The 14,839-nt window shown below is 42.3% G+C and carries 13 protein-coding genes; all 13 read left to right on the plus strand.

Annotation, left to right across the window (positions count from 1 at the left end):
* Positions 1-52 precede the first annotated feature (52 nt).
* A complete protein-coding gene (locus tag SBI19_RS10520; RefSeq protein ID WP_317967767.1) occupies positions 53-523 on the plus strand; it encodes a hypothetical protein in 471 nt (156 codons plus the stop codon).
* Between the two features lie 875 nt (positions 524-1,398).
* Entirely contained in the window at positions 1,399-1,983 is a 585-nt protein-coding gene (locus SBI19_RS10525; RefSeq protein ID WP_317967769.1) for a recombinase family protein, read from the plus strand.
* Complete coding sequence (locus tag SBI19_RS10530) at positions 1,983-2,270, plus strand: hypothetical protein (RefSeq protein ID WP_317967771.1); 288 nt, start codon at positions 1,983-1,985, stop codon at positions 2,268-2,270. Before SBI19_RS10525 ends, SBI19_RS10530 begins: the two co-directional genes overlap by 1 nt.
* 326 nt (positions 2,271-2,596) lie before the next feature.
* Positions 2,597-2,941: a hypothetical protein gene (locus SBI19_RS10535; protein WP_317967773.1), complete on the plus strand. Its 345-nt coding sequence runs from the start codon at positions 2,597-2,599 to the stop codon at positions 2,939-2,941.
* Position 2,942: 1 nt separating this feature from the next.
* Positions 2,943-3,443 (plus strand): hypothetical protein, encoded by a 501-nt coding sequence (locus SBI19_RS10540; RefSeq protein WP_317967775.1) that lies wholly within the window; start codon positions 2,943-2,945, stop codon positions 3,441-3,443.
* A gap of 546 nt (positions 3,444-3,989) precedes the next feature.
* Positions 3,990-4,256, plus strand: a complete 267-nt coding sequence (locus SBI19_RS10545; protein ID WP_317967776.1) for a hypothetical protein — start codon at positions 3,990-3,992, stop codon at positions 4,254-4,256.
* A 299-nt stretch (positions 4,257-4,555) separates the two neighbouring features.
* Complete coding sequence (locus SBI19_RS10550) at positions 4,556-6,085, plus strand: PIN domain-containing protein (protein WP_317967778.1); 1,530 nt, start codon at positions 4,556-4,558, stop codon at positions 6,083-6,085.
* 148 nt (positions 6,086-6,233) lie between these two features.
* Positions 6,234-6,884, plus strand: a complete 651-nt coding sequence (locus tag SBI19_RS10555; RefSeq protein ID WP_317967780.1) for a hypothetical protein — start codon at positions 6,234-6,236, stop codon at positions 6,882-6,884.
* A gap of 688 nt (positions 6,885-7,572) precedes the next feature.
* Positions 7,573-8,538 (plus strand): DNA/RNA non-specific endonuclease, encoded by a 966-nt coding sequence (locus SBI19_RS10560; protein WP_317967782.1) that lies wholly within the window; start codon positions 7,573-7,575, stop codon positions 8,536-8,538.
* Positions 8,539-8,923: 385 nt separating this feature from the next.
* Positions 8,924-11,635, plus strand: coding sequence for a DEAD/DEAH box helicase (locus SBI19_RS10565; RefSeq protein WP_317967784.1), 2,712 nt, complete (start codon positions 8,924-8,926; stop codon positions 11,633-11,635).
* Positions 11,636-12,408: 773 nt separating this feature from the next.
* Positions 12,409-13,242 (plus strand): metallophosphoesterase, encoded by an 834-nt coding sequence (locus SBI19_RS10570; RefSeq protein ID WP_317967786.1) that lies wholly within the window; start codon positions 12,409-12,411, stop codon positions 13,240-13,242.
* Positions 13,243-13,261: 19 nt separating this feature from the next.
* Positions 13,262-13,984 carry a nucleotidyltransferase family protein gene (locus tag SBI19_RS10575; RefSeq protein WP_317967788.1) on the plus strand — a complete coding sequence of 241 codons (723 nt, stop codon included), beginning with the start codon at positions 13,262-13,264 and terminating at the stop codon, positions 13,982-13,984.
* A gap of 19 nt (positions 13,985-14,003) precedes the next feature.
* Entirely contained in the window at positions 14,004-14,690 is a 687-nt protein-coding gene (locus SBI19_RS10580) for a nucleotidyltransferase family protein (protein ID WP_317967790.1), read from the plus strand.
* The last annotated feature ends 149 nt before the right edge of the window (positions 14,691-14,839 follow it).

The raw sequence follows: 14,839 nt of genomic DNA on the forward strand, positions 1-14,839 counted from the left end.
GCATCGATTGTATAAACAATGAAAGCTATTCTTAGTGGGAGGGGTAACTCAGATGAAATTTTTAATGGATCTACGCAGACACCACAACAGATACATTCAAGTCTGTTTTGAAAGAGGTAAGGGGTTCGCATCACCTCATGAGGAAGAACTCGCTCGTCAGAAAATTGATGCGATGGATCTTATCTTAGCATTCATGTTGTCAGCTATTGATCGTAAGTACCCGTTCATGAAGAAAGGCTTTCGCGATAGTTTACCCGAGCATTCAAGAAACGCTGTAATTGCCTTTTGTAGTGAAATTGAAGATCACAACTATCCAAGAGCGTTAATGCGGGCAGCAAGTAAACTTGGAATGCCAGTAGGTAAACTAAAGGTCATCCTTGATGAAGTCGACGCCCAAATGAAGTCATTAGCTTATGACCAGGTAAAGGGACTCATAAAGGATAGAACCGATGTAGAGGTCAAATTCACAATGCATTTCTTCTGGCAGAAGGTTCAAATGTTCGAATCGCGTTCTTTAGTTTAGATCAGATGGTAGAGTGGAATTGAAGTTACAAGTTAATCTGTCACTTTAATTCCACTGATGCCATAGGTTTTCTGCTCGTCAAGCTTTACTGCTCTTTTTCGCTCTAAGAGCCGCACAAATCGATTTTCTTAGAATCCCTTCGACCACGATGCGTTTTATCCCACACAAGCCGTAACGAAGTTAGGTCGGTAACTATTCTGAAATGCGTTCCTTCATTATAAGGGGGTTAGCGTTCTGTATTAGTCTTTAATTAATCCAATGAGTGCCAAGAGATTCAGCTTGAATTCAATCTCAGTAGATGTTGTTTTATTGACCCGTTTCATTTTAAAGTACATTCTATCGATCACTCCTTTCGTTTTAATAATAATATAATTGCAGGTCAGCCTTAGATTATTCCATTGAAGGTGTTTAACCCTAACCTTAGCTCGTCTTAGTAATCGTTCAAGCGCGTGAAGTAGTTGCGGGAGCATAGTAATTTACTCGGATATTTCCGTACTGGGGTCGTTATGCATGCTTCTATATAATAGAAGCAATGTAGCTGAAGCCCCTCGAAGCGTCTTGTGTCATTATTGCAAAAGAACACTTGCGAAGCTTCTTGTTTCCCTCATTCGTGGTAGCTCTATTATATAGAAGGAATGCGCCGCAGTGGTCGATTTCCGGTAGCTTGCCGACCATCGCGTAGAAGAACACATGACGGAGATTATTTTCAATCAGGGGTTCAATATACCCGCCACTCAAGGTATCATAACGACCATAACTCTTAAGTTTTGCCCTTCCCATTTCTGCTCGTTTTTCGGACGGTAGGATGCGGCTTCATCCGGTGTCAAAACTTAGGGTCAAAATCGGATGCTAAATAATCGGGGTTGGTGGCGATAATGGTGGTAAGACGAGGTTATATCCGCGTTTCAACAGTTGGACAATCCAAGCATGGCAACAGCTTAGAGAATCAGATTAATGCTCTTGTCACTGAGGGGGTCGACCGCGACAACATTTTTTCTGATACATACACAGGAACAAAAATGGATCGCCCTGAGTTCTCCAAGCTCTGCTCTGTATTAAAGGAAGGCGATACTTTGGTTGTTACCAAGTTAGATCGTTTTGCCCGCAGCATGATTCAGGGCGCACAGATCGTAAATGAGTTAATCAATCGTGGGATTCGAGTACACATTTTGAATATCGGGATTTTGGACAACACGCCAACCAGTAAGTTAATCCGAAACATATTCTTCGCTTTTGCCGAGTTCGAGCGGGATATGATTGTTGAACGAACTGGCGAAGGAAAAGAGATCGCCAAGCAGAAGGAGGGCTTCCGCGAGGGTCGCCCTAATAAGTTCACGAAGATTCAAATCAATCACGCGATCAGCTTGCTCGAAACCCACACAATCAAGCAAGTCTCCAGCATCACCCGTATCAGTGAGAGCACAATTAAACGTGAGCTTAGAAAACGTAGAGGTGCGTAATGATAACCGTCCGAGCAGATGGTAATGCTGTCGTTGTCGACTTTGGAGATATAGTGATAAAGATCCCCTCGGGGTATTCTTCCTCTATCTCAGGAGTAAGGTTGGGCAAGGGCGGCGTGGTGTATTTCTTTGCTGACGGCGAAGAGGACTTCTTATCAATTGGTGCGACCGTCTTTGGAGAAGAGCCGAAATTCATCCCCTTCGAGTACAGTATCATTTTCGATAAGCATAGCAAAGGCATTCAGGGGTTGCATGAACTCATTAGGGGCATTTATACAAATGGTTGATTATCTCAAAGGTCGGATTGTGTTAAAACAAGGCTACTTCCCGCCCGAGCACCCAACCAGATCTACCCTTTGCAGCATCTGCTTAAATCATTGTTGGGTTAGTCAAATTGCTACACCGAAGAGTGCCGAGAAATTGGCACTTTTTATTTTTTCGCTGAGTCCTATTACGTTAGCTGAATCTCAGATAGGTTTTATTTTCCATGTTTCAAGATTATTAATACGATCACTTCATCTGTTTCCGATTTGGGAGTATATGCAAGAGAAAAAGAATATGAAGTACATCAATAGTTAAGTTGACTGTGGGTTAATCAGAGGGAGTGGGTCAATTGGACAAGTTGGCAGTTAGTGATGTGCAACGTGAGTATTTAGCTGTTCTTGAAAGAGTGGAGGAATTGCGTAATTTGGGGGTTAAAAAGCTTATCTATACACCGCTCAATCTAACAGAACTGAAATTGCAGATTGAATCGATCCGCGATTCTGATTCCTTAATGAGTTTTAGAACTAATGGGTATCTGGATCAACTGACAAATCTGACAAGAGCGTGTGGTTTAGTTTGTTGCAGGTATGTGATAAAGCCAGGATCACCTATGCAGTTCTTTTCTTGTTCTTCTTGCCCAATTGAAAAGTTTGAAAGTTCGTATTTAGGAACTAAACAGAACGGAGTGTATTAACATGTATGGAGTCACAGTAAATCGACCGGACAATTTACTTATCGCTTTGGTAATTGATAAGTTAAACAATCAACATGTGAGTACGATAGTCGGGCATTATAAAGAATTTTTACCGCAAGTGGATTTGACGAATAAAAAGGATAAAGAACGGGCTTTTGATAACTTTGGCAACTACGACTACATCTATCTTCATAACTTGATAAGAGATAAAACCAAATTCAAGATGTTTGTCGAAGGTTGTCGAGATCGGAGGTTATTAATCAACTTCCTAGATATTTTTAATGACTTGGAGTTTGTTCTCGATTACTACACTCTAAAAGATCCTTTTAATAAGCCAATGTATCCTGTTGCGGACTCGATCTTTCGGGATGCAGTAAGTACTAGACAATGTGTGCGGCAGCGCACGAGAGAATTCAACTTGTTAAGTGTATCGACCCCAGGTTATTCCGCACCGGTTGAACTCGGTGCTTTCTTAAAAAGCATCGTTCGAGTTAACGCCTAAGTGATTTTGCTTTAGGCGTTTTTCTTTGGTTGCTCAAATATTTTCCAAGTTACTAGAGTCAAGTTCAATTTTAAGAGTATACGGTTGAGAATAAATATTTTATATAGGAAGGGAACTGATAGTAATACAACTTCAACAAAACCAACATTCAATCGTTAAAGGAGTTTCTTCTCATGCGCTCTATCCGCTTATCCATCCACCTGAACCGATTCCGCATCCTATGCGAATCTGCCGCGCGTGGAGTCCAGTCCCTGAAGTTATACGGATCGGCACTCTATGACGAGTTGGTCAAGATTGACACGGTCACTTTCTTAGCCGTTTGCGACCCGACAACTGAGGTCGTCGACTCCTTCTTCGCGCTAGAATGTGACCTTAAGCTGATCCTGGGGAGAATGGTATCAATCATCGATCCCCGGCTAATACACGCGGAACAGGGCGCAAAGCTCCGAGCAGTCGACATCATGGATCTCGACCCCAACTGCACATACGTTACGTAGTTCGATCCCTAGTGGAAGTAACACAATCCAATCACGAGAGGTGTATAAAATGCGATTACGTCATATTTGCGAGGTTTGCGGTAAGGAAGAAATTTTAACGCCCGAAGAAGGTTTTGAACAAGGATGGGACTACCCGCCTAGAATGTATCAGTTCAAGAGCGTATCTCCGAGAACCTGCGGGGGTTGTGGAATTGACCGCACTTTATGGTGGGCATTGATCGTTGAGGGCAAACAACCAGCCGACCTAAATGAAAAACAGCTCCAAACGCTTAACCGTATCTTGCACGAGCCAGAAAGTATTATGGTAACTGATTGATCTTGTGAGTATTGAGGATCGGTCACTCACGAAGGTGCTGACAAAATAAGCACCTTTTTCATACCGATGATAATTGCCCACACTTGTATTGGCTAAAGTCTGATTTTATAGCACTTGATTCACTTTGTGATCGCAACTGGGTGAGAAGGATAATGTTGGCAAATGTCGAATAGTTCTCAATACCTGCATTTTCTGTTGAAGAGTAATAGTGGGGTATCTAAATGGGTATATAGGAACCTTTAACGAATGTGATGAAACGAAGATGACTATAAGCTGGAATGGCAAAAGGAGCTACCACAATGAAGTATTTGTTTCTCGACACTAACATCTATATCGACATGATTGTTTCTCGAAACGCATCACACTCTGCTGACTCCTATGAGCAGCTAAAGATGTTACTGGATCACAACCAAGTAAAGATATTAGTTCCTGCCATTATCGAAGCAGAGGTTAAAAGGCATATTGCAAGCGAAGTCAAGAATGTTGGGGATTTAGTGCAGGAAGCAAGGAAATCAATTGAAAACGTCTACTGGATTAATCACGTTGAAGAGATCGAGAAGTACAATGAGAAGATTAGACCACTTAGTCAAGCGCTTGGAAATATGGTTGACGAGTTTAGAAGGAATGAAGAACGCTACATATCCGATGCGACTACTAAAATAACGGGGTTAATGCATTATAGAAATGTAATTACTATTGAGGAAAATGGAGATTTGTTAAGTAAAGTACAGAGACGAAAGCTGTATAAGCAATGTCCGTTTCATATAGAGGATAAGGAATCTTGGGCAGATGCGATGATTATTGAAACATTGATTAATATTCGTGACTTTGTAGCTATAAATGATGATGACAAAATCTACTTCATTACACGGAATCACAAAGACTTCTCCAAAGGAAATAGTAAGACTGATAGAGTAATAATTCATCCTCACATTGAAGAGCAATTAAGGCAGAATAACTTGCTTCAGGCTTTTAATTATCGGTCACTTTACACCAAGACTCTGATAGAGGACTTTGCTGATGAAGCTACTGAGGCTAATATCATGCAACAATTGATTGAAGAGGCTGAGGATGAAAGAAGAGAAATGATTGATGCCGCACGTGAGCATTGGTATGACATGGAGAGAGAATCAGCAGGATTATCATCTTTGTCCTCGGCAGATGCTTACTTTGAAAGCATTGGCGAAAGTGATGAAGTTCAAGCTTTAATTAATGCAATTGATTCTTCCATTTCTTCACTAGAGGTATTGATTGAAGATGCTTTAGATGAGTATTCTCAGTTTGAAGATGACCTCAATGCAGAACCCATTGCTAATTTGAGGGCTAGGATTCAGGCGTATAACACCAACTCCCCTTTCTTACAAATTAGTTATGAAAGTGGCTTTAGCGATGATGAGGTACGCGAAGCAGTTCTGGAATTTGTGGATGACAATTTGCTTTCAGTTGATGACATAGAGTCATTACGAGATAGCATCGACAAAAAGGATCATTTTGAACTAGGCATACTAGTCAAATTTAATGATCTGCGTGAAAACACCATTAGCCTTTCTGTAGAAGGGGAACTAGACCCAAGGAATGATGATTCAGACCATCTTTGGGTAGAACTTTACATAAATGATGCTCGAGATGCTTATGGTGAAGTAGAAGTATACTATGGTGGGGTTCGATATGATGAAGATAGCGAATCTCCTGACGGAACGGTAGAATCGATTGACTATAACCTTGAAAAAGTTACAGACAGGTTGGTAAATATCATTCAGAGGAATATTGATTCTGTTGATCACAAGAAGGTCAATCTCGGCAAGTTGCGTACTGTCCTCAATATTTGATTCATTTAGAAATGTGGGGGTAATTGCTTTAAGGTGCTGACAAAATCAGCCCCTTTCTTCATTGCTTTTGATAATTTACCGTCTTATCAATTCAAGGAATCAAACAGAGGTGGCTCCCGCAGGGACAAGCTAGGAGGACGTAGTATAAATGACCACACATCTCGGTTTAAAGTTACGCAATAAAGAAGGTGGTTTTAGTTTAACCGCAGATAACTATATAAAATTTAGGAGTAAGGATATTACCTCTCCTCACTTTGAAGACTTAGAACATAAGTACGAGAAGGCAATGATGAACTTCGATCTTAATATGAAGTACTTCAAAACTCTGTCTTGGGATGAGTTTGATGTAGAATTGCAAAGGTTAGTAGCTTCGTATACCTTTGATAAGGTTACTGACCTTAATTCTATTGATGGGGTCAAAGGTTTCTACATCATGGTGCTAGACGATTATTGCCAAGCATATATCGGGATAAGTCACGATATTAAAGGAAGAATAAAGGCACATTGGGGTAGACAAGTTCCATTGGATCAACTCGCTATGGATTTCTCGGTGTATTCACTAGAGATAGATTGCTTTAGGGCGTTAGACACCACGAGAATATATGTGCGTCCTTGTCCTGAGTGTAATTTTATTGATTACCCTCTGATAGCCGGAAATCTTGAGAATGAAATAGTACACAAGTTGCCTATAGATTTTTGCTTAAATCAGGGTATGACAGGTACTAAAGAAGATGTGAGAGAACGGTTAAGGAATCGTGATATAAGGATTTCAAAGGTGCTTGGTCAGCCTATGTGTTAATCCTTGTGACGAACCAAATGGAAAAACTAGCAGTTAACTTCATGCCGCACGATAATTCACCCGTTCACCCAACCTCAGAACCTGATTTCCTCGCCCTCGAATCGACTTGCGTACCCCTCCCGAGCAAGTTATCATCATTCAAACTGCTTAGCGAGGTGAAGGTAAAATGTCGCAGGACTAATGGTCAGAGTCGTTCAAGAACCTAATCGATCAGCGTTTCAATGAGCTGGCGAGAGCTGCTTCATTGGTCGAAAAAGGTACCCGCCTTACGAGAGAAGCAAGCTGAAATCGAAGTAAAGTTGAAACAGGATCTCGGTTCGGAAGCGTTTCGCAGCATCTTAGAATGGGAAGATGTATTCAATAACCGTAACACGCTCGAAAGGGAATGGCTGTATTTAGTAGGGGTAATAGATGGGGTTCAGTTCTATAAGTATTTACTTGATTTCATGGACAGTAGTGAATAATTCGGACTAAAAATAGCCTTCATTCCGGTGAGTAGTGAGCCACCCATCCGGAAAAAATGAACCAATTCTCCGATGGCTCCCGCCATCGGAGACCTGCTGAGCTCTAACGGGTAAAATAATTAAATAGGCTATTAGTCTTTTATGATAAGATCATAGAACAAGATAACTTAAAGTCGTCGTTTTCAATATGAACAAGTTTGAAACGATTATAGGAGAGTCCTAAAATGAAAAAGAAAATGAACTATTTAATCGGACTGCTAATGATCGTCTTGATGGTTGGCTGTTCCAATGCAGAGAATTTAGCTGTTACAAATGTAGAAGATACTCCACAGGAAGTAACCACAGTTGATAAAGAACTTGAAGGAACAGTTTCCGAGGTCGTTGAAGAGACAAAAGCAGTTGAACCTCCCCTGACGGTTGTTAATGAACCAGCAGCTGAGGAAACACCAACTCAACCAGATAACGTACTCTTCTCAGGATACAAACGTATTGAAGTGAAAAATTGTGACTTGTCTGGGCATCGTGAACCTAATGTCGTAGTGGATGTAGGTTACGGGGATCGTGAGTACTGGGCATTTACAAACGAACATGGGCAGTTAGTACGAGTCATTGCCGACAAACTCATTCTACAAGATGACAGTAACGAGTCTGTCTCTTCGTCTGGTAGATATTGCGCTGATGAGGCGAAGGTTCCAGGTGTCGAAAGTGATGTGCTAGATGAAGGGCATGTTATTGCTGATTCCCTTGGAGGGGTATCGAATGCTTATAATATTACCCCGCAAGATAGCACGCTCAACCGACATGGTGATCAAGCTTATATGGAAGATGCGATTCGTAAAGCAGGTGGAGCTAGTAATTTTGAAGCGATTATCACCTACTCGAACACCGAAACGCAGATACCGTCAAGTTATCAGTATACCTACACGATAAAAGGTAACGTTATTGTCGATAAATTTGATAACCTGAACCCTGATGAGGTAAATGCATCGCTTGGTTTGACAGGTGATGATACTTCCAAGCCGAGCAGTACAAACACAGAGGGTGATCTTTCGAAGGTTGATACAAATGGAAATGGAAAAGTAACGATTAAAGAAGCAAAAGCGGCAGGCTTCAAGATGCCTATAACGAGTGACCACTGGTTATACAAATATATGGATGATCGTGATGGTGACGGCATGGTTGGTGAGTAAGATTACTAACGGATGCGATAGTTATATATAACAGGAGAGCCGCTCATAAACTGGGTGGTTCTCTTTACTTGAGGAATGATTCAAAAACACCGGAGATGTAGCTCGCACTCACCGAAACGATGGTTGAATACGCTCGGGAGTATTCACATTGGCGAACAACCGCCGCGGCAGTAACCACACGTTCCGAGAAAAGCACCAAGAACCCTAAGAACGGGGCACTTGGTGCTTTTGTTTGTTCAGGGCAGGACAAATGAAGTCAGTTGTAGAATTATGAAGTAATTTGGGGTATTGAAGAGCTTTTGCCGTTCCCATGCGTTCTTTTGAGCAACACTGGAGCGACTTACTCATTTTGACCCATACAACTATGCGCTCGGAGGAATTCATTGTGACTTTAGCTGTCGAAAAGAAGTGGATTAATCAGCTTGATCCGGATGAAGTGGTTTTATATCCGCTTCAGTTTGCTAACACCGAAAGATTAAACAATCATGGTAATGATGCAGTTTACATATTTGATGAAGTGGGTAGCGGTAAGACAATAAGTAGCGGTATCATGGCACTTGATTTTCTGGAGCATAACCCAGGTGAAGATGTCTTGGTAATAACGACAAATGCTTTAGCTCGGAGCAGTGATATTAAACCTAGAGGTCAGTTTCTTAGTGACTGGTTCGATAAGCTTCCCTTCGAGGAAATGGGGTATGAAAATAGGGTTCGGGTCGTTAATAACCACCATTCCAAATTCAAGGTTCCGAGAAAATATGGACTCGTAATTATTGATGAAGCGCACTTGTTCTTGAGCGGATGGACTCAGCGTTATCAGAATCTGACCAATAACATTACGGCTAAGAAAGTGGTATTTCTAACTGCTACACCGATAAAGCAAGGTGTTTATGATTTACAGGTCTATCCGCGAATAGCCACAGCCTTGCTTAAGAAGCAAGTTGATACAAGCTGGATCGATCAACTTCAGACAATTGGTAAGCAGCCTGAGGAGTTGATCTGCAGCCAGTTCGATGTGAAGTTTCCAGTTACTCGTTATTTCAAAGATACGATTAAATCCCTTGAGACCGAGGGGTATGTTAAAACAAATGTTAAGCGATACGAGTCCTTAATTTGGGAGTACAACTCGCGTAGCAACAAGAATGAAGTACTAGTAAAGAATTTGAAAGCCCAATATGACAAGTCTGATACTAACCGCTTTGTAGTGTTCACCAGATACGTATTAAAAGAAGCTGATCTCATAGGGGGTCATCTTGAAGAAGCGGGTTTCGTGAATTCTAACATTGCGCTTCCCGACAAGCCGACTTACTATGTGGTTACTGGTCGTAATCCAAGAGAACTGACGGACTTCTCAAGACAAGATAATCTACCCACCGTTCTGATCTTGACGTATCAAATAGCGGAGCAAGGCATTAATCTACCGGGGTATAATCATATTGTAAATTACCATGTCTCTGCTTACCCATCAGCACTTGAGCAGCGTTACGGGCGTATCGACCGTTTAAACAGTAAGAGCGATGCGATCTACAACTGTTTCCTTGTGGGTGCGAAAAACTATTATGATACAAGCACGCTCAACTTCTTCTATGCTATCAATACAAGCCTTGGCTCCTTGTTGAGTTATCTGCCATCAAGGAATACGATCTTGTCGATTGACATTTTAAAGCGGTATACGACAATGAAAAGTGATTCTGAGAGGTATCTTACTCGACTTTCCGATTCACTTGAGGCGCAAGGGGTCAGCGAGCTTTATGATCACCTTACCGCATGGGAAGCTCTTTCAATTGTAACGGGAGCAGTTGAGTCTGAATCCGTTGTAGAAGTGAGTGTGGGAGCGGAGGCGCTCAGTGAAGAATCGATTAATATCGCCCCTGTAATAGCCGATGAGAATCTTAGTGAGTTATTCGATTTCTGTAAGGATAGAGTATCTCTCGATCAAGATCTTAAATATTCGAGGTTGGAAGCTGAAAAGGCTCTGCTTGACGATGTTCAGAAACGTCTATTAGAGTTTAAGGCAGATTTTTCTCAGAATAGTGATGAGAGGGAACAGGTAATTGAGTGGTTGCTACGAACCGAGGGTATCTGGGATCACATCTTTTATGTTAATGATCGGAAAGTGGATTGGTCGGGACTTGATGTCGGACGAGTCGATGCCGTTGAGGGGTGTGCCAAATTCATCTCTGGTAACAGCGATTATGCGGTTTACCTAGAAATGTTCAACGAGCAGATCCGTTTGCCAAAAGAGTTCCAAAAGTATCGTGCTCTGATAAATAGGGGGTATGAGGAAGCATTTGAAGCGAACAGGTTTGATGTCTTGTTCCCTGACCTTGTGGGTAGCACGTATTCCGAGAAATTTGAAGGAGCGCTTAAAGCCTTAGTTGAAGATAAAATTGAAGCCAGGTCAAAAGCCAAGCGAGAAGCCAGCTCTGAAGCTAATCTTGAAGGCGACAACAAGATAAGTGCATTGGTAGTCGAGAATATTGACCAGTTGATTCCTACCCTACCCCTGTTCAAGATGATGGACTACTATAAGCAAGAGCTAAAAAAGTTAGCTCGTATAGAAAATGGAGCTTTGCGAGATAAGTTTCATGGGGAAGTGCATGTCTTCGCAACGGCAATGGGACGGCTAGTGTATAGGAATTTAAATGTATCAGATGAGTTCTACAATAAATATTTTGGGCATGTTCAAGGTAAAGATTATATTTACTTTAGGGAAGAGTACAAATCTTTCTTCGAGGTTGCCTTTACCAAAGAAATTGTTGAGGATGAGGTAACTAAGAGGATAAGTGCAGCCAGTAACTGGTTGAAGCTGGCATACCATATGTCGCGGAAGGAATCTGTAGCTTGCGTATTAGATTATTTTAATGGCGTTAGGAGACTGTCGAAAATAGTTGATTCTCAGAATGGTTCCATTGCTCCACCGCTTGGAAGTCGTTCACTCTTTTCGTACTTGATTGAGCGCAATGGGAGTGGCGGCTTCCGTACATGGGCTCAGAAGTATTTTGTTGATGACATTGCTAAACCTGACTTCGTGTGGTCAGACGATTATTGGACAAAAGGTGTTCTAAGAGAAGTAAAAGGTCTAAACTACGGTAATTAGCTTTGAAGAATATTGAAGTCGATCAAGCTGCTGATAACCTCAGCAGTTTTTCCTTTAATCGGGGGTAGTTGAGATCGTAGAATGGGTTAGTCTAGAACTTCGAATCGCACCTTCAAGAAAAACAGGAGTTAGCTTCACGCCGCACGATATTTCACCCGCCCACCCAACCACTAGACCTGTTTTTCACATCTACTTTAACAGTTATCGCCAGAGACGATTTATAGGAAGTGCAAGCCCCTATAACGGTCCAAGCGAAGGTGATGATGGTATTGGAACAGGTTCTTTCCGTTTTAGCAGGTATAAGCAGTTTCTTAAAGAGAGTATCCACCAAGTTCGAGAAGGACTCGAAAGAATAGTCACTGAGACAAGTTTGGTAAACACTCCTTGGATTAGCGATTCTAGCCCTGATCGGGGTAGTGTCAGTAATGAATGCATTGCTCCATCTTATCCCAAAACAAGGGTTCAGACAAGTAAAGCCCAAGCTGAAAGCAAGCCATTGACCCAAAAGTATAAGAACTTCATGGGGTATTATGACCCACAGACTCGAAAAGTAACTATTATTAAGCGGGTAAATCGCAGATCTCGCGGGAAGGAAATAAGAGAAGTCCACTCAGAGTATGTTTTATTCCCCGTTACTCAAGAAGAGTTGAAAAACTATGTTTCCATTGCCGCGACAGGGAAGCCATCAAGGTAAAATAATCCTACACGGGGTTCAGTTACCCCTGCTTTTACGGTAGAATACAACAAATCGAAAAAGCGCGGGGGTATTATTTATGGCAGCTTCTTCTTCATTTGACCTAATTTCTGATCTTCACTTAGATTTTTGGGTCAACTCAAACAACATCCAATCACAAATCGATCTCTTTGTAGACAGTCTAATCCCGACCGACCACCCGACCAACCCATCCAAGGTATTGGTCATAGCCGGTGATCTTGGTCATAAGAACAGCCAGAACGAGCTTCTCCTTAAAAGCTTCAAGCGCTATTACCGGAGCGTTTTGATCGTTTTTGGAAACCACGACTACTATCTAACTTCAAGTTCTACCAGATGGAGGTCCAATTATCGATCAGCAAATCGCATCAACAAAATGAAGCAGTTAGCCACGCAAATTGAAAGTATCTATATCCTAGACGGCTCAACCGTAACCATTGATGGTATCACCTACGGTGGAGCTGGAATGTGGCACGACTTTTCATTTGGGGTAGCGATGGGCTTTTCCGAGCCTTACCTATTGGAGATCTGGCAACGCTCCATGAATGATGCCAACCTAATCCTCCCGAGGTTTACCCTGAGTACCCTGCAGTACCACTTCAATAAGGAACTTGAGAAGCTGGAGAGTATCTTCGACCAATCCCAGGTCATCGTCACTCATGTCAGTCCCGATGCTTCCAACATGCCGACAAGGAACTTGAACGATCCGGTATCGACCTTCTATTACTTTGACGGTTTCCACTTATTGAGTCGGGCGAAGGGGAAGGTTTGGTGCTATGGTCACACTCACACTCACGCGGACTACTACCACCAAGAAGGTTGTCGCCTAGTAAACAATGCCTTGGGGTATCCCGACGAGAAGACGGGAGCCAAGATTCGCACCATCCAATTATGAAGTGGGGGAGGGTTCTTTTATGATCGTAAACGTCATCGACAGTATCATTGAGAACCGTAATAAGCTCATGGAGATCGTTTCTTGTCATGGGGTCACCTCTTTGAAGCTTTTCGGCTCTGTTCTCGCTCGAACCGAGAAACCTGACTCAAACATCGACTTCATAGCGGTATTCAATCCACTAAAATACGAATGGGGTGCACATTTAGACGTTCAATATGATTTAGAAACTATCTTCAACCGGAAGGTAACGGTAATCAATTGGAGTGACATACCTGAAACCTTCAAGCCAACCGACGCTGTCGATATCATGCAATTAGAAGCCAGTAAGCGGTATGACATAATCCCGAAGACAAGCTTACTTTACTTCGTCATGCTCGATCATTACCTTAAATACCATGATCCTAAGAAACACGAACATATATTTGAGCCGGAGAATAGAGGCAGTTTATATAGGTATCTAGCCAAAAGGATTAGTTGGTGGTTCAGTAGATTGCTCCTGCTTGAAGACAACGACCTTCGATCCTATGAGGGGTTCGATTTTGTCGAGGTTTTATACCTCTGTGATAAGCTGGAAGACCCTTTGAACGAATCGCCGAAAGATGTTGCTCGTTTTAAGCAGTTGTTCCTGAAAGTAAGGGATTACGTCCACCGTCACTGCCCACCCGAAAATGACGAGTTAATGCAGTTTGCTCGAGTATGGGTAGGCAACAGAAGCTTCGATCCATTCGAAGAAATGGACTAATTTGAAGGAGTTGGTCAATATGAACGTCATTGATACAATCATTGCTTGTCGATCTGAAATAATGTCCATCGCCGCGGCGCACGCGGTAAAGCAGTTGAAGCTTTACGGCTCTGTCCTCAATCGAACCGAGAAGCCCGAGAGCGACATTGACTTCCTTGCCGTTTTCGACCCAAGCATTCCATACGAGTGGGATGCCGCCTTTGAATTACAGGAAAAATTAGAAGCTATATTCAACCGGAGGATCAGTATTCTCGACTCACGAAGAATCCCTGAGGTTTTTTATCCACAAATTTACAACGATCCTGTGGACATTATGACACTAGAACACGGTATGCAATACAGAACTACGCCAAAGTCCAGCAGGATTTATTACTACATGTTGGACAAGTTGTTCAGGGACTACGATTATGATATTGAAGCCACGCCCTACGCCAACACGATATACGCTTCCCTTGCCGATCGGGTCAGTTGGTGGTTCAGCCGATTGCTCCGTTTAGAAGATAACGACTTGCGCTCCAATGAGGGGTTCGACTTTACCGAAGTTCTGTATATTTGCGATAAGATATATGATGAGCTTTTCGATCAATCACCGAAAGATATTGCCCGTTTCAAGGAGTTGCTCCCTGCAATCAAGGAATATGTCGCCGTACGGCTCCCACTGTATAAGCGCCTTCCAACACGAGTGTCTGAAGGATTTGCACCGTGAAATTGAGGGGTTCTATCAGAGCAACTTCCCCTCAAAAACTGAGAATGTAACCAAACATTGAAGATGCGGTCGCCCTAAGATGGGGTAGCCGTATTTTTTTTCTTTGCTTCATGATGATTACTACTTTAAGCATGAGTTTTGTCGATTAT

The sequence above is a fragment of the Paenibacillus sp. CCS19 genome (genome assembly GCF_033239625.1).
In the GTDB taxonomy this organism is placed as follows: domain Bacteria; phylum Bacillota; class Bacilli; order Paenibacillales; family Paenibacillaceae; genus Paenibacillus_T.